13 protein-coding genes are annotated in these 16,821 nt (G+C 42.4%); 1 reads left to right on the top strand and 12 read right to left on the bottom strand.

Features of this window, described 5'->3' with window-relative positions; translation table 11 throughout:
- Positions 1-125 precede the first annotated feature (125 nt).
- Positions 126-1,811, bottom strand: coding sequence for an immunoglobulin-like domain-containing protein (locus OH459_RS11675; RefSeq protein ID WP_239212991.1), 1,686 nt, complete (start codon positions 1,809-1,811; stop codon positions 126-128).
- A gap of 375 nt (positions 1,812-2,186) precedes the next feature.
- Between OH459_RS11675 and OH459_RS11670 the strand changes: the two genes are divergently transcribed.
- Positions 2,187-2,567: a cystatin domain-containing protein gene (locus tag OH459_RS11670; RefSeq protein WP_009699049.1), complete on the top strand. Its 381-nt coding sequence runs from the start codon at positions 2,187-2,189 to the stop codon at positions 2,565-2,567.
- 88 nt (positions 2,568-2,655) lie between these two features.
- Here OH459_RS11670 and OH459_RS11665 read toward each other — a convergent pair whose 3' ends face one another.
- The 11 genes from OH459_RS11665 to OH459_RS11615 form a co-directional block, all read right to left on the bottom strand.
- Entirely contained in the window at positions 2,656-5,712 is a 3,057-nt protein-coding gene (locus OH459_RS11665; protein ID WP_269986865.1) for an AAA family ATPase, read from the bottom strand.
- A gap of 9 nt (positions 5,713-5,721) precedes the next feature.
- Positions 5,722-6,861, bottom strand: coding sequence for an exonuclease SbcCD subunit D (locus OH459_RS11660; RefSeq protein ID WP_050937858.1), 1,140 nt, complete (start codon positions 6,859-6,861; stop codon positions 5,722-5,724).
- Between the two features lie 137 nt (positions 6,862-6,998).
- Positions 6,999-7,247: a hypothetical protein gene (locus OH459_RS11655; RefSeq protein WP_269986861.1), complete on the bottom strand. Its 249-nt coding sequence runs from the start codon at positions 7,245-7,247 to the stop codon at positions 6,999-7,001.
- Between the two features lie 82 nt (positions 7,248-7,329).
- Entirely contained in the window at positions 7,330-7,704 is a 375-nt protein-coding gene (locus tag OH459_RS11650) for a hypothetical protein (RefSeq protein ID WP_029790240.1), read from the bottom strand.
- 103 nt (positions 7,705-7,807) lie between these two features.
- A complete protein-coding gene (locus OH459_RS11645) occupies positions 7,808-8,521 on the bottom strand; it encodes a GAD-like domain-containing protein (protein ID WP_269986858.1) in 714 nt (237 codons plus the stop codon).
- 224 nt (positions 8,522-8,745) lie between these two features.
- Positions 8,746-9,102 (bottom strand): hypothetical protein, encoded by a 357-nt coding sequence (locus OH459_RS11640; protein ID WP_005447021.1) that lies wholly within the window; start codon positions 9,100-9,102, stop codon positions 8,746-8,748.
- Between the two features lies 1 nt (position 9,103).
- Positions 9,104-13,342: an RHS repeat-associated core domain-containing protein gene (locus OH459_RS11635; protein WP_269986855.1), complete on the bottom strand. Its 4,239-nt coding sequence runs from the start codon at positions 13,340-13,342 to the stop codon at positions 9,104-9,106.
- A 9-nt stretch (positions 13,343-13,351) separates the two neighbouring features.
- Complete coding sequence (locus OH459_RS11630) at positions 13,352-14,167, bottom strand: NAD/NADP transhydrogenase beta subunit (RefSeq protein WP_269986853.1); 816 nt, start codon at positions 14,165-14,167, stop codon at positions 13,352-13,354.
- A 9-nt stretch (positions 14,168-14,176) separates the two neighbouring features.
- On the bottom strand, positions 14,177-14,467 hold the full coding sequence (locus OH459_RS11625; protein WP_005447025.1) for a PAAR domain-containing protein: 291 nt from the start codon (positions 14,465-14,467) through the stop codon (positions 14,177-14,179).
- 11 nt (positions 14,468-14,478) lie between these two features.
- The gene (gene tssI / locus OH459_RS11620; protein WP_269986848.1) at positions 14,479-16,314 is read right to left on the bottom strand and encodes a type VI secretion system tip protein TssI/VgrG; all 1,836 of its coding nucleotides are present in this window, start codon (positions 16,312-16,314) and stop codon (positions 14,479-14,481) included.
- Positions 16,315-16,364: 50 nt separating this feature from the next.
- Positions 16,365-16,821: Hcp family type VI secretion system effector (locus tag OH459_RS11615; RefSeq protein WP_269986846.1), on the bottom strand; the 457-nt coding region annotated here is incomplete at its 5' end.

The raw sequence follows: 16,821 nt of genomic DNA, 5'->3' as shown, positions 1-16,821 counted from the left end.
AAGTCTGGAAAATGCGGAGGCGGGATACTAATGATTACGCTTTAAAGTTCTAGTGTAGGTTCAATAAGATGTGAAGTTACGCGCATAAAAAAGCCTCCAGTGAAGGAGGCTTGCAAATGAACTAATTACAACTTATCCCATGCGTCTGACCAATAAACGGTTTCACCTGGCGCATAAGAAGGGTTTGAACACCACCCAGTGTATGGCCATGGTTTACATTGATACAAGTTGCCATCTGAACCTGTGACAATGTCACCTGCTTCATACGCTTTTCCAGATTCATACGGAGGGTAACTGCCGCCATCAGAAACAATCACAGAGCGTTGAGCTGTCGTAGTTTGATTAGCACTGTCCGTTACGCGGTAAACCAAGTTGTAGACGCCTAGAACGTTCACATCTACACGGCCCTCTACACGAACTTGATCAGTCAAATCACCGTCTTCTGCATCCGTGGCTTTTACACCTGCCATTGGGTCAAATGCATCACCAAGCTGGATAGTTGTATCCGCGACACCTTCAAACTCAGGCACAAGACTGTAAACAACAACCGTTCTGCTTTGCTTGGTTTCATTGTTGTCGCTGTCTTTTACACTGTAAACCAAAACATAAGTGCCAACGGTGTTCACATCAACTGAACCTTCGACAGTAATGCTGTTAGTTAGGTCTCCATCTTCTTTATCAGATGCGGTAACACCTGCATACGGATCAAATGCACTACCGTGATGCACTCGAACATCGTTGATGCCGCTAAACACTGGTTCGCCTTCACTTGGCGGTGGTGGAGTCTGACCGTGGATAAACGGACCGTAATCCTTCACAAATTTTTCACCGTACGCCTGACCATTCTTGTTGGTGCCCATATCCCAGTTAACTGACCATGTCATTACGCCACGAAGTGCCTGCCCTTGCGCTTTAAGTTGGTCAAACGCGTCGTAAAGATCTTGAGGATCTTGTACAAAGCCCGTTGCTGCTGCATCAATGTTAGATGGAATACCAAACACCAATTTGTCATGCGGAATTTTATGGAAACCACGTGTACCGTTCGATAGAGAGTCTGAAATGTAGTAAATGAATTCTTGTTTTAGCGCATCATTGTTTTGTGCAATCCAACCCACACCTTCAACCCAAATACCATCACCACCTTGGTTGTAAAATTGAGGGTTGATCCAATCATAGTACCCTTCTAATCCAGTAATATAAGGAACGTATTTGCCACCTTCTGTTAAGTATGGAAACTCAGGCGCCATCGTAATTAGGAAGTTTTTGCCCTGCTGTTGATAGTGTTCTTTTACAAGGCGAAGTGCAGCTGGGATTACTGTTTGGTTGTCTGACGCGGTTACTGCAGATTGCTCTAAATCGATATCCAGACCATCAAAGCCGAACTTATCAGTAAGGCGGATGATCTCTTGTGCGAATGCTTGCTCATCGCCAGTTTTCAGCTCGACGTGCGCATCTGCACCACCAAGCGCAATAAGAACGGCGCGTCCTTGTTGGTTTAGTGCGCTAATTTGATCAATAAATTGTTGTTCTGAAAGACCAATATTTGGATCGAGCTTAAAGGTTGGAATGCGGCCTTCGCTGGTATTGAACACCTTCATGAAGGAGACGTTAACCACATTGTACATTGGGTCAACTTCATCCAGCGTCACACACGGCGCATTACCGCCCTTGTAACCAGCCCCATCGCACCAGTTATGCCAATAACCGACTACAACACCGCCATCTGGATTCACCATTTCATTAGCGGATGCTACGTTTGAAAGACCACTCAAACCCAATGCTACTGCTAGATATAGCGCTTTTTGCTTCATCGTGTTACCTCTCATCCATTTTGCTTCATCACAACAATCATTCAGCACTTTATATTAGTGCCTAATGAATTTTCATTGGATTATATGGCTGTATTGCGAAAACAGATACACGTGCAAAGTTATGTTTTCCAAGTCTATTTTATAATTGTGATCTTAATTCACGACGCGAAATGAATAGGAAATTAGCGTTCGCTCTTATGCGTGACTTACTAGCAAAATTAGGCAAAAAGTTAACCAAAATCTATTTTTTGGAGCTCGCTCGCAACGATTTAATCAGGATTTAACCCTGTTCATATAAAAAGTTTGCACAACGTAGACATTGGGCTGGAACGCCAACTTATATAATGCGGGCTTACATAAATAGAGGTTATTTTTATGAAATTAAAAACAGTGTCAGCTTGCGCAATCTTGGTTTTGCTTGTCGGATGTCAGCAAAAAACTCAAGATGAAGCGACACAGTCAACAACCTCGGCAGATGTATGTAATACACAAGGAAATATGCCAGGTGGGTGGAACGAATTCGATGCTACCCCAGACGCTCAAAAGGCAATGGCCTTTGTCCTAAACAAAATGGAAACTCTCGCTTCGTTTAAACAGATCTTGTCCGTTCATGCACAAATTGTGAGTGGTGTGAACTACGCGATAGAGTTTGAATTGAATGACGGATCAGTTTGGAACACGGTTGTTTATCGCAACCTTGATGGTGAATATGCGATTACGCAATCACCGAAAGAAGGTCGCTTCTGCGAACAATAAATGCTTCGAAACTGAGAACCAAAAAGCCCCGCTATTTTACACCGTAATTTAGTGGGGCTTTTTGTTTATTCATATTTTCCAGTACTGATTAAGAATCAAATGCCATCTGAGACTTCACAGAAACTGTAGAACCAAGTCGCGACGGTTCGACATCAATGCGTTGCGCCATTTGCTCTTTCAGCTCGGATACGTGAGAAATCACGCCAATCATGCGACCCGTTTGTTGTAAGTCGACCAAGGTTTGAATCGCAAGATCCAAAGATTCCGGATCTAAGCTGCCAAAACCTTCATCAATAAACAGCGTATCCAAGCGAATACCGCCACTGTAAGACTGCACAACATCAGATAGACCGAGCGCTAATGCCAACGCTGCCATGAAAGATTCACCACCTGATAACGTCGCAACATCACGCGTTTTACCTGTGTAGCTGTCCTCTACTACCAAATCCAAGCCTCGTCCTGCCGCACCTTTAAAGCCTTCAGTTTTACGAGCCAAGATATAACGGCCTTTGCTCATCAGACTTAAACGCTGTGACGCTTGAATCAATACATCGTCTAATAACACACCAAGGACAAATCGGTGCAGACTGATGCGGCTACCCGTTTTACCGCTTGCAACGTCATACAAGGTGCCAAACACTTTATATTCGTCTTCTAACTTAATGTTCTTGTCATGTAACGTCGCGATGTCATTACGGACTTTCTCTAGACGTTCAAACAAAGAGCGCGTGCTATCAAGCTGATTACGCGCTTCAACGTAACTTTGCTGAACGCTGTTTAACTTAACGTTAAGATTTTCTAAATCTGGCAACGCCAAGTCTTTCAATGTTGAACTTAAATCTGCCAATGTTTGTTCTAGCTTGATTTGAGTTTGTTTGAACGCATCAATTTCTTGCTGCCAAACCTGCATCTCGGCTTCATCCACTTTACATGCTAGGAATTGCGCTTCGTCCTCGAATGCACTAGCCTGCAACGCTTGCTCCCAATCAGCTTTTGCTGTGCTAAAACGATCGAGTGCTTCATTCAACCACTGTTGATTGGTTGTCAGTTGGCTTTCAATATTGGTCTTCGCCAGCACGGCTTGTTGCAAATGATTTTGTGCATTTTCTAAAGCGGAATTTAACTCCGCAATCTGTTTTTGAATCGCAACAATGTCTTGCTCAAGAACTTCAAGAGATGAGTACTTGGCATCTAACGAAGCAGACAGTTTAGCCAGTTGCTCTCGGTTCACTTTTATCGTCGATTCATTGGCTGCCATCTGGTTTTGCAGATCATTGATCTTACCTTCCCCAGTAACACAACGCTGGTTTAGCTCATTGACGCTTTGTTCCAGCTGAACCAAGTTAATCGATGACAATTGCTGTAAACGTTCACTGAGCTGCTGCATAGACGCTTGTAACGCGCTTAAATCCATTGATGCGGTTTGGCCAAGCTCAACGGATAGTTGCTCAATCTGCTGCTTGTATTGTCCGACTGCGATATTGTGCTGCTCCAATTGATTGCTCAATTGGTTAAGCGCAACTTGCCCTTCTCGCTCCGTATTTCGAGCACGCTGAACTTGCTCTTTTGTTACCTCTTCACCAACAAATTGAGCGGGTTGAGGGTGTTCTACACTACCGCACACCGGACACATTTCACCGGCCCGTAAGCGCTGAGCCAATACAGCAGCTTGAGCATTGTGCCAGCTCAATTCAAGTGTATCTGCTGAGCGTTGAAGTTCTACGTATCGCGCTTTTGCTTGGTCAACCGAAGCTTGTTTGCTAGGCGTCAATGCATCCAATTTCGCTAGCTCTTGGTTTAAGCCAGTGAGCTTCTGTAGGTCTTGCATCAAACGCTGTTGCTGTTTTATCTCTGCCTCTACGGTGCCAATACTTGCAACATCGACTCGAGCTTGATCCAGTAACTTCTGACCTTGTTGCGCCTCTAGCGTTAACTTCTCTTTCAGAGCGATATATTTTTTAAGCGTTGCCTCAAACTCAGATTTTTGCGTCAAACCTGCATTAATGGCTTTCTCTAGCTCTGACTTTTCAACCAACTTTCCTTTCATACCTTCAAGTTGGTATTGCTGCTCTGTCAGTTTTGGCAATTGTGCGGCTTGTTCTTTCGCGGTTTGCAATGCGCCTTCTTTGGATTTTACCGCGTCATTTGCCACAGTAAGATCTTGAGATAGCTTAGCTATTTTTTGCTCAAGTTCTTGCGTTTGCTTGGAGGCGCTTTGTAACGTGACATAAGGCAACTCAACCTTGCTTGCCTTCTTCGCATTGTCTAACTGCAATTGACGTGATGAGACAGCATCGCTCTGTTCCAAATGTTGCTTCAATGCAATTTCGGCTTGCTCGCGCTTTTTAAACTCATTGCTCAGCGCTTCTGCTTTTTGCAGTTCAGTTTTTAGAGCATTTAATTGCGCCAGAGATTCTTGCTCTTGCTTTTGTACAGATTCAAATTGAACAGATAAGGCTTCGCGCTGCTCTGTCAACTCCGCTTCAGAAGAAACACCAGCCACCTGCAGTGCGCCTCGAATTTGGTTATCAAACTCGTCTTTGGCTTTGCTAATGGCACTCGCTTTGTCTTTCAGTGCATATTCAATCTTCTTGTAGATATCCGTTTGGAATAGCTGACCAAAGATCTCTTCCCGCTCTTTGGATGTCGCAAGTAACAACTCTCGAAACTTACCTTGTGGCAACACCATCACTTGGCGGAACTGAGTTTCGTTCAAGCCAATAATATTGGTCACTTCTGTCTTTACTTGCGTTGTTTTGCTAGTGATGAGCTTTTCTTCGTCCGTAATCTCATACAATGCTGCGGTATGCTTACGCACCGTCATGCCCTCACCACGCGCTTTTGGCGCTTCTTGTTCTGGTGAGCGAATCACTCGATAAGACTTACCGTGCAACGAGAACTCTAGCGTCACTTCAGTCAGCAACGTTGGCGCTGCCATATCGCAACGCATTTGAATGCCTTGGCGTTCATTACCCGTCGTTTCACCATAAAGAGCAAAACAAATCGCATCGAGGATCGAGGTTTTACCCGAACCAGTAGGACCGTTGATGAGAAACAAAGGGTTAGTTCCCAGCTTGTCGAATTCAATCGTTTCTGTTTGAGCAAACGGACCAAAAGCCTGCATTGTCAGTTTAATGGGTTTCATGTTTGGTCCTTACTGAGCTTGCTGAGAAAGTTGTTTGATAATGTCACTGATCGCTTGATCTTGTTCTTGCGATAATTGGCCGTCTTGCGCTTCCGAAAAGAAGTCTCGGAACATATCTATCTCACTTCTCGCCAATTTCGCTTGCGCCATTTCTTGCTCGACACCAATCAACATGCCCGGTTTTTCTAGGTGCAAAACATTCGGGTAAACAGTACGTAGCTTTTCCATTGGGTTTAAGATCGCGTGCTTATCCATCAAACGTACCAACAAGTAGTCTTCGTTTTTCGGATCGGTTTTGCCCTGCTCTATCACTTGTTCAAGTTCACCTTCAACGATTCGCATCTCATGAGGTGCAGTAAGGTTAAAGTGCTCTGCAGAGACAAACCCGTTTTGGTCAATTTCCACCAGCGTGAAACCTTTCTTCTGATTTTGTTCACCAAAACTGTATTTCATCAATGAGCCAGAATAACGAATGTATTCTTCGCCTTTTTTCTGTGGCTGATGCAAATGCCCCAACGCCACATAGTCAAAGTTGAGGAAATGCTCGTGACTGACGCGGTCGGAACCGCCAATCGAAAGTGGACGCTCAGATTCAGACTCAATGGCACCATCGACAAAGCAGTGGCTGACTAACACGTTGCGTTGCTCTGATTGGAACTGTTCAGCGATTTTCTCAGCAAGTAGCTTGTGCGCTTGGTCGTGGGTCGAAACGGGTTCTTGGTAGGCAAAACGGACTTGCTCAGGGTCGTTATAAGGCATGCCATAAAAAGCCACTTGCCCTGCGCTTTCGGTTTCAATAACAACAGGGGTAAGCATGTCTTCGAAGTTACTGATAATGTGAAGGCCCGCATTTTTCATCTGCTCAGAGCCAAATCCCAAGCGCTCTGCACCATCATGGTTACCAGAAATCAAAATCATCGGCGTGTTTAGCTCACCACAGATTCGCTTCACTACTTTGTTAAGTAGCTCAATCGCAATGGTTGGTGGGACAGAACGGTCATAAATATCACCAGCAACTACCACCGCATCAACAGGGTTGTTTTCAATGTATTGGATTAACTGGTCAAGAACGGCTTGCTGATCGTCAAGCAAAGAGACGTGATGAAACTGTCGGCCAAGATGCCAATCTGAGGTATGGATAAACTTCATTCGAATTCACTTTCTGCCATCTACATGGCGTTATCTTATTATCCCCCTAGGATATCGTGAGTTCGTAAGCTTTTCATGTGGTTTGTGGCGTATGCTGAAGTTAAAGTATAAACGAGCTAATTGTGCGTTCTTCAAATCTACCAACCATAAGCATCTAAGATTTGGCGATATAGTTCCTCATACGCATCTTCTTCATTTTGACATTCAGTTACAGACGTAATTCTTCCTTGACTGTTGTATACAACTTGCCAAGAATCATCTCGATTGACCACACACAAACACTCACCATTTTTTAGTCCATCTAGGCTATAGGATTGATGAGGTACTTTTTTCAATTTATCAGCATTCATAACAAAGCGAACTAGTGTAGAGTTTTCATTATTCATTTGCGTTTATATCCTTTGCCTAATTTATTTGCACAAACCCGCTCATTATTTAGGGGGAAAAGACATGCCCTAAGAACTCGGTTTACCTATCTAAAAATTCTACGTCCAACCGCTCGACACAGAGACAAATAAACTGACCATCCAAATATGCATAATCAGACTCTAAAAAATCATCACAAATCTTAAGTCCAGCGTCTATGGTCCCACCGCTTAGTCTACCTAATAGCTTATAAGCATAGGTACTATCGACCCTTGTCATACTAGTTTCGTCTGCACTTTCCTGCTCTGTTAATTCAAAGTCCAACATTTCAAATGCAACGGGATATTCTTGCCCAATATACAATTCATAGGGGCACACCCCGGCAAAACAGGTTAATTCGACACCATTAACTTCAAGCGTAACTTCTTCTTCAATATCTGGGTTTAAGCTAAGAACTCTTGCCTTGTGTGTGATCACTATTCAGCCAAACTGATTGTTTAAAAGATATCTATCTAGATCGATACTGGGTAAACAAAAGAGCCCACAAAGCGTGAGCTTGAGTTTTGCTATGCAGGACGGGTTAATCTCTGTGACTTTTAAGGACATTGCCGACCATTGACGCCATATCGATAATTTCGGCTCCCCCTAAATCCGCCATAACCTGTAAAAATACATGTAGATCTTCTTTGGTCATAGCATCTGCGGACTTCTTGCCCCCCATAAATAGGTAAGGGGTAAACACCATCACTTCTTCTTTACCCACTGGACCATGTTTTTTAATCGCAGACGGAAAGAGAGGTTTTGAACTAACTTCTACGTCTATATATTCTTTATCTTGAAAACCGAAAAAGCTTTGAATTGCAATATTAGCATCGCCTTTAGAAATGTCTTTTGCGTGTCCTTGATTTGTCATTATCCAATTTAAGTGTGTCGCTATATCGAGTGACGCACCTGTTCGCTCTCCCCACAAATAGAGTTGACCATAGGCGCTTCGAGCTATCACATGGTAGTTGTCATAGTGTGCGAACTCTGTATCGTCGAGAAAAGATTCAAGCACATCTTCAAATTCTGCGGGATTGGTGATCCAGAATAGACCATCGTTAAAGCCAGAGAAACCGACCATTTGCCAGTATTTAAGTAGCTGATCTGGAAGTATGCCTCGATATGCTTCAACTTGTTGGTCAGTCGCCTGAATATGTTCGGTCGGCTCGCCAAACTCTTCTATAAACATTTCAAAATATTCGTCATTCAACTTATTTGATTCCACGTAATGGGCAGCGATCCAGCGAAACATTCATTTGGGTATCTGGTCCTAAAGTTTCGAATGCACGTTGCGCTTGCTCATCCGTCTGAGATAAGCGCGATTTTGTGCGCCACTGAGATCCCCGCCGGATATCGTGAGTTCGTAAGTTTTTCATGTGGTTTGTTTTGGACGCAACTTTAAGAATACAAATTATTTCCCCGAAAGAAGTGGTATCCTGATTATCAAAATTTTCGCCCAGACACTGCTCGATTCAATTACACTCCCTTCCTAATTTCTTCTTTAAGCTGAACTAATGAGTTTACGTTAGCTAACTCCAGATGAAATGAGTAATCCATGTCAACCACTTGGAGAGGTATCATGAGCAGAGTTTTCAATTGAAGAACAAAATCTAGACTATTATCATCAATTCCATCGACAGTTATTGTTTCGAGGTCATCACTCAATCGAACAATGTAACTCTCATTATTTACAGCGTACTCTGCCTCAAAAACAGAGCCAATAAAATTTCCTTCTTTGTCATTTCTAACACCTACTATCTTTCTAATTTGTTGAACAACGGTATCTTTATCAAATTGTTCATTTTCACCAATAAATAGTAATAGTTTACTCATATCATCCCCCTCCTGACTCTTTGATTGATGTCCTAACAACCTTAACATGCCCTGGTATTTTATATTTTTCGATTAGTGACTGAAAATAAGGCTTTGCTAGAGGCTCATTAATTCTCACCTCCAACTTGTTAAACGGAACCTCAGAATCCTTTAAAACAGCTTTAAATCGTTCAAATTCATGTGCTTGCTCCTTGCGAATTTTTTCACGCAAAAATGGCGGAATCTTAGAGTCTTCAATAAAAGGACTTCTGCTCTTTTTATCAACAAACTTTGCTTCAAGAATTACAGTTCCTTCATAGCCATCAATGTCTATTGATGTCCCCCCTCCAAAGACTCGATAGTTCCGAGGCCCAGTCTGTTCTATTTCAAACAGATTGGCAGGTCGGTTTGAAGGCGTGACTTTACTATAAAGCCGTGACACATAATCGTCTATATGCGTACTTACATTATCCGCGATATTATTGCCATGACCTTCAATTTTGTCGAGCTCACTGACATACTTAGTCGCCATAGCCCCTTGCCCGACAACAGGAACCATTGCAGAAAGTGACATTCCCGCGTTAACAAAGTCACCAGTTACTCCATACAAAAAAGTATTAACTGCGTCAGGAATAATTCCGACTCCGGGCAGCATACCCGCGGCATCGAGTGCCATATGAACATCGTTAATACTTAAAGCTGAATGATGCGGGGACGAATACGCATGTAGCTTGTAACTAGGTGAAGCTTGAGTAATTGTAGCTTGATAATTCCCCGAGCCCATTGCGTAGTACACCGACTTCTCAGGCGAATTATCGTTGCGCCCCGCTAGAACTGTATGCGACTCCTCTTTTGCACATAAACCCAAAGGATCAACCCACGAGACAGGGTTTGGTGCGAATTGATAGTGGTTAGTTCCACCAAGCAGCCCTAGGGGATCGGGTTGGATAAATCGACCTATTTGAGGATCATAATAGCGTGCTAAATTGTAATGCAGACCAGTCTCAATATCGAAATACTGCCCCTGTAAGCGAAGGTTGTTTTTAACCGTCTCGATTTCAACGTGAGCAAATCCAAAGGTATCGTATGTTGCTTGCCAAACTACCTGCCCTTTAGAGTCCACCAAACGTTCTGGGGTTCCGATTTGATTACATTGGAAAAAATAACACTTGCCGTTTTCAATAAGAGCAAGCGGAACTACGCTGTTTGGTTGATATAGATACCACCGATAACCCGAACGCGAATACTCGCCGACTAGATGACTTCCTTGCCAAATAAACTCGGTGGTTCCATTTTCGCTGATTTGCTTCGTTCTGCGTCCTAGTGCATCATATTCAAATTGACACAACCGCCCTTCAGTCTCGACACTGATTAACTGTCCTTTTGCATCATAAGCACAATGCTGTTCCCACCCATTGCCTTGAGTGCGGATTCTATTGCCTAGCTCATCGTAGTCGTACCTTACGCCGTTATATTCAACCAGCCGATCATTGTCTAGCTGTGCACTTTCATCATTAAAATTACCAAAACTGTCAAAGGAATATGACTTTTCTAAAGTCTGTGTTTTTACTCTTTCTAATTGCCCAAGTTCATCATAACGGTAATGCAACGCCCCCTTTTCACTATCAACGATAAGAGACAATAAATGCTGCGCGTTGTAATGATACTTACGCTCGAAACCAGTCCATATTTGGCGCTTCAAGCGACCTATTCCATCGAACTCTCTTAGCTCTTTTCCCGCGCTATAAGTGATTATCGATAAACGTTGTAATTCATCGTATTCAAACTTAATTGAATCTTCTCTCTCAGAGCCGTTTGAATGAATCGTTAATCCACATACCGTGCCAAATTGGTCATGCTCATATAGAACCTCTGTTCCATCGTCATAGCGTTGAGAACGAAGTAAACCGTTATCTTGGTATTGATTGACGAAAGAAAAGCGTCCCTGCTCCTCACTCACCAATTTCGTGCCAGAATACGTATATGAAATATTAGAGAAACGGTTGTGCGCGCGAGTTAATTTACCACCTAGAGTATGCTGGTAATGGTTCTCTACACTTCGATTTTTGCCACTGGCTTTAACTTTTGCAACCTGTCCAAGCTCATCATATTGAAACGAGATCAGAATAGAGCAATGTGATATTTGACTTAACCTTTCAGCTCGGTCATAGGTGTAATTGGTCTTAATTCGATCGAAGTTAATTGTCTGGCTTATATGACCGTCAGGTGTGTACTCAAACTCATATTTGCAGCCATCCGAGCGCTCAATGCTCGTCAGGTTTCTTTCCGAATCATAAGAAAAAGAAAAAGCACTCTGATCTTGTTTCACTATCGCTGTTGGCTGGGCTAGATGCCCCCAAACAATATCTATAGAACCTCGTGGCGTGCAGATCTGTTTAACTCGACCAAAATCATCATATTCGTAACGATGCTCTCGAAATGTTTGATCTTTTTTACTTTGAAAATATAAACGGGTAAGTAAGTTGTTTTCGTGTCGCTCAAAACCAGCAATCAAATCATGGGGATAAGAGATACCATTGATACGTTCATATTCGTCATAGCTATAACGAACCAAACACTGGTTTACTTTCTTTGCTAGCAGCTGGTTTGCCTCACTCCACCACCATTGAGTACGAGTTCCAACATCGCTGTTCTGCTCTACTTGTCGACCGTGTTTATCAAACAACGAATGTTCTTTTCGCCCGTTTTTGTATTGGTGCATGACCAACTGACCTAAAGCATTAAACTCTCTTATCTCAACTTCACCGTCAGGAAAACAATGCTTTATACATTGACCAAATTCATTGTATTCAAAATCTTCGATCGCCCCTGAAGAATGCACTTTTTGCTTCATCAAGCCAAACTCATCGTAGAAGTGGAAAGTGTAGCTTTTATCCGGATTAGTCGTGCACGCTAACCTCCCCATAGAATCGTGCTCATATGCCATAAGTCTGGATTCAGGGCTTATGCATTCAAGCAATTTTCCATTTTCATCATGCTTATATTGCCATCGGTTTCCTAACGAGTCCCAGTAAGTTGACTCGTATAACCCGATATCAAACCGATAGTCATAGACGCCTTCATCCCCCCAATTTCGAACACATTTTGCATCTTTTCCTTCACCCAACCATTCAAAATAATGAGAAAAGCCAGTCGCTCGCGTTCGCTTAACCAGTAGGTTCGAGTCGTTGTATTGATACTTTTCTATGAGACCGTTTTCGTTCTTGGCACAGATTAAGCGACTACCTGCATCGTAATCATATTTTGCTAACACGTGGTTTGTTTTGGGGGTTCTGATTTCTACAAGCAATCCATGTTCGTCGTACTGAAGTTCAAGTTTTGGTTTCTGGTTGACACTGACTCCAACCACTCTGTGATTGCGAGAGTATTCAAGGTTCACGGTTTTCATGTGACCCAGACGAACTTCACGTGCGACCCACAACTCGTCTTTCAAATAAAACTTAATTTGAACTTCGTTTCTCAATGACACGAGTCGATAACCATTTTTGTGGAACAGGCAGCTTGCACCAGAATAAGCTTGATAACTAATTCCGCCGATCTCCACACTAGGAAATTGAATCGTGTCTCCTACTTCATCCATAAAAAGCCAACCTACCACGTTAGACTTTTCATCTAATACATCCATTAGCTCGTATTGAAATATATGCCTCCAGCCAAAGCCTAAAGATGTACTCGTATCACAGAGAGAAGAGCGATACGTACGTAACCACGTCAAATGAAAAGGTAATCTAACATCCACTAAAGATAAGTGTTCTTCACCTGTCACCATCGACACGGGATCGCCAGCTTTAACATGACGTTTACTGCTTTCATCTTGAGGAGAGAGACTTACAGAACTGCTCGCATTAACACGTTCAGAACGCGACAATACCCTCGCACCTTTTGACGCCTTTAGAGCGACAGGTTGTGGAATATTCGTTGGTGGATAGAATGTTTTAGGGAGTAACTTAGGCAGTTCTGATACAAACAAAACACGATCAAATAACCCTTTAGCGAGTAGCTGGTCGAGCTCTTCTATGCCTTTATCTTCATACTCATGAGCAAATGACACTTCTTTACTCGTCCAAGAGGCGATTTCTCTTAGGTCATCCAATGATGCAAAATGAAATTGCTCAATAAAAACCGCTGCACAGTTTTCGGTGCCAAATTCTTTTTCAATACCAACATTTAAACGTTGATGAGAAAAGCAAAATACGGCACCACTTAACGCTTTAAGTTTGACAATCCGTTGTAAGTTCATCTCTTCAAGTTACTCATTAACCCAGCGATACAAAACGCCTACGGCATATCCATACCGTTCAACGTCAATTTGCAATCCGCAATAATTTGATATGTTTCTATTTGCTTGCTGCTGGTAAACACAGAGCGCTTTTAATAAACCATTACAAGGACCTAAGGGACCCGTGATCGAATCTATTAGCTGATAGGAAGTATCCGCTGTTATCCAAGGAGATAAGAACTGAATAGACTCCAGCCATACTGGCTCTTCTCCTTCTATAGACAGAGCGAGTTCGTCTAGAAGATGGGTACAAACAAGCCCCAATTGTTTAGTGATATTTGATGTCGCCGTATCAGTCCCTTCAAAGTCCAAATCAACAGCAACCTTGTAAGGACGTAGTCCTCTATGCCCCATGGAACAACGCGCCATAACTAACGAATCAAGACCATATACTGAATCGATTGCGTTTAAAGCGACGACCCACACTGAGTTATTTTTTTTGACCAAGCGTTCAATACTGTTAAGAGCCATCAAAAAAGAGGCATTACCATATGGATAAAGGGCAATTTTATCCGCCTCGACTTTGCTAAATATCGACAAAAACGAAGCGATAACTCTTCGCAGAATGTTCTTATCGGTGATATTTGGCAGCAACAAGAAAACATGACCTGAAATATCCCACTTGCTCAGATAGTTAGAATAAGAATCAAGCGTATCAATAATAGAGAGAGAGTCGATCTCTTCAAAGTTCGATACAGAGAATTCTGACGGCTTTAACGTATGATTAGTGAGCTGAGATATTGAAAATTCTTGGTCTCCCAACAAACACAAGCTTGGCTGAAACATAAGCCCCATCTATCCACCAATGACTACCGTTGGGTTGCCGACTAAAATTTTACCGCCGTGAGATGTCGAATCCCCTAGCCGTGCTGCCGGTTTCCCGTTGATTTTCACGCTAGAAGACCCCGAAGAGATACTATCTGGTGGGCCAACGCAAATTAGCTTATCGCCTTTTCGTGCTGCAGGAAGACCTGTGATTTTTACGTTTGGAGACCCCATTATGACAGGTCCTCCGACGTGAGGAATTTTCCCTGTCTTTTTGGGACATATGTGAAAGCTACCTATTATTGCTGCTGGTTTTCCCATTTCTTCGCGCCTTAATTAAGAGAAATTTGCCCGGCTTTTAGTGCGATGGCAGAGCCATTAATCGAGATCTTATTGCCCTTAATATTGATCTCGCCAGAACTCGACATTTGAATCGACGCCCCACCAACCTTAATTTCAATACTTTTTCCTGCATTAATTGATAATGCCTTACCAACATCTAAAGATTGATTCTCACCTACTTTAAGGTCGGCACTTTTACCCACTTCTTGGCGCAATTCATTGGTGACTTTTTCTTTTTTATTGTTCTCTATAGAAATATCTGCACAGTCTTCGACTACCATTTGAAACAGCTTTTCTGCGTGTAAGTAGACATGCTCATCACCAGGCTTGTCTTCAAACCGAAGCTCGTTGAAGTTATTTCCCTCTTTCTGTACAGAGCGAGATTTGTAACCACTTTGAGAAGCTTGGTCCGGTAATTTGTATGGTGTCTCTTGAGTTCCATTGTAAAGAGAGCCGGTAACTATAGGCTGATCCGGGTCGCCATTAACAAAATCGACAATGACCTCTTGACCAACTCTTGGGTGGAAAATACTACCCCAGCCATTACCCGCGCTCGCGTGCGCAACGCGAATCCAGCATGAACTGTTAGCATCATATTTACCTTGTCTATCCCAATGAAACTGAACTTTAATTCGTCCATGCTTATCAAGGTAAATCTCACCATCCTCATTTCCAGTAACAATCGCGGTTTGAAGACCTCTAACTTGAGGTCTTCGAATATGAGTTTTTGGACGAAGCATGGTTTTTGAACCGACGCAGTGGAAAGACATTTTAAAACCTTGAGCTGACGTCCCACCTTGCCCGGTTTGATTGAGCACTGATGCAGACATGGAAACCGAAGAAAGGACAAACTCTTTACCTACACGGCTTACATCTTCATGTTTTTTAAATTTAAATAATTTACCAACAGTAAAGGTTCTGCAACTTGCTTCACCACTACATTGATAAGCATCTTGTTGTAACGATTCAATTGCATGCTTATTGCGTAAGGAAAAATCATCTTTAGTCTCAGTTTCCGCGAGATATTCATAGTGCTCACTAACTGGTACCGAAAAATATTCACTCTTTCCATTCGCTTGGTGCATCGGATGAGACAAAGGCTTAAGCATATCAAAGCCTGCTTTACATGTTTTTTTAGTCGTCAGTGTTTGGGTCTCATTCCATGAACTAATGTGGCTTACTTCACTCGTACCTGTTGAATGATTAACAAAGAACTCTTCCCCTGACTCGTAGTAATCAGCGTCATCAAAAAATTCAATAACATGGGAAGATTCTGTATGCGAAAAGCAATAAGCAACTCCCTCTTCAGACAGTAACCGCTCTATAAATGCCAGATCAGTTTCGTCATATTGAACTTTATACGCATACTTGGGGTAACTTCTTAGAGTTTTAAAACTGAACTCAACATCGTGTTCTGATAGAATCAATGAAATTATTTCTTCTATGCTTTTATTTTGAAAAATACGGCAGTTAGTGCGGTAATCAGAAAATCGAATTTTAGGCTCGATATACAAATCTATGTTTTTGTAATTCTCACCATGCTCAACTGTAGTAACCCTTGAACCAGTTAATCTGGCTCTAGATACAACCCCATGGAAATAACGAGGTTTAGCGCTAACAGATGGATGATTATCCATCGTGATCAAGACCTCTTTTCCAATGATGTTATTCAATTCCTCATGTTGGTCGTTAAAATAAGCATGAGCATACAATGAAAAAAGTTGGGATGCAGTCTCTTTATATTCAAAGGAATTAAGAATTAACGTATCACTCCCAAATGGTGAAGAAATTCGTATAAAGTTATTTTTCTGAGATGCTTTTTTCATTAGATACTTCTTTATAAAATAGCGGGAAGAAAGCTCTTCCCGCAATACAATTACATTTGCTGACCTTTAACACCGCTGTAGCCATATACTAATGGCGCAGATGTGTTGTTCTTATCGTCAGTAGGTGTAACTGTCATCATCATTTCAGTGTAAGAAATAGTGATTGTTTCAATTGGACGATCGTCCTGGATTGACACAGAGTAGTTTGAAATCATTGCATCGGTAAGTTCGATTTTCATGATCTCTTCTACCTTTTCACCTTGCTTGGTGATGTGGAATACCGCTGGTTTACCTTTACCAATGGTAGCTTCTTTAAATAGGTCCGGTGATGAACGGTCTTGAAGCTTAGTGATCGTCAAATCGTATAGACGTGTTGCACTTGCTTCGCGGTCCATCGCTGTACCAGTGTACGATGAAATTTCACGACCAACACTCCAATCTACAGATAGTAGAGTAATTAGATCCTTGTACTGTTCGGCTGTTGCCTCACCTTTAATATCTGCATAT

Origin of the sequence: Vibrio sp. MM46, assembly GCF_027587135.1 — a bacterium.
In the GTDB taxonomy this organism is placed as follows: domain Bacteria; phylum Pseudomonadota; class Gammaproteobacteria; order Enterobacterales; family Vibrionaceae; genus Vibrio; species Vibrio harveyi.
Note: the sequence above shows the minus strand (reverse complement) of the source record. Positions and strands in the feature narration are given on the sequence as shown.

Excerpts from the sequence above, each read along its gene's own strand:
- OH459_RS11675 (WP_239212991.1), bottom strand. The coding sequence starts at position 1,811 with ATGAAGCAAAAAGCGCTATATCTAGCAGTAGCATTGGGTTTGAGTGGT.
- OH459_RS11670 (WP_009699049.1), top strand. The coding sequence starts at position 2,187 with ATGAAATTAAAAACAGTGTCAGCTTGCGCAATCTTGGTTTTGCTTGTC.
- OH459_RS11665 (WP_269986865.1), bottom strand. The coding sequence starts at position 5,712 with ATGAAACCCATTAAACTGACAATGCAGGCTTTTGGTCCGTTTGCTCAA.
- OH459_RS11660 (WP_050937858.1), bottom strand. The coding sequence starts at position 6,861 with ATGAAGTTTATCCATACCTCAGATTGGCATCTTGGCCGACAGTTTCAT.
- OH459_RS11655 (WP_269986861.1), bottom strand. The coding sequence starts at position 7,247 with ATGAATAATGAAAACTCTACACTAGTTCGCTTTGTTATGAATGCTGAT.
- OH459_RS11645 (WP_269986858.1), bottom strand. The coding sequence starts at position 8,521 with ATGTTTCGCTGGATCGCTGCCCATTACGTGGAATCAAATAAGTTGAAT.
- OH459_RS11640 (WP_005447021.1), bottom strand. The coding sequence starts at position 9,102 with ATGAGTAAACTATTACTATTTATTGGTGAAAATGAACAATTTGATAAA.
- OH459_RS11635 (WP_269986855.1), bottom strand. The coding sequence starts at position 13,342 with ATGAACTTACAACGGATTGTCAAACTTAAAGCGTTAAGTGGTGCCGTA.
- OH459_RS11630 (WP_269986853.1), bottom strand. The coding sequence starts at position 14,167 with ATGTTTCAGCCAAGCTTGTGTTTGTTGGGAGACCAAGAATTTTCAATA.
- OH459_RS11625 (WP_005447025.1), bottom strand. The coding sequence starts at position 14,467 with ATGGGAAAACCAGCAGCAATAATAGGTAGCTTTCACATATGTCCCAAA.
- tssI (WP_269986848.1), bottom strand. The coding sequence starts at position 16,314 with ATGAAAAAAGCATCTCAGAAAAATAACTTTATACGAATTTCTTCACCA.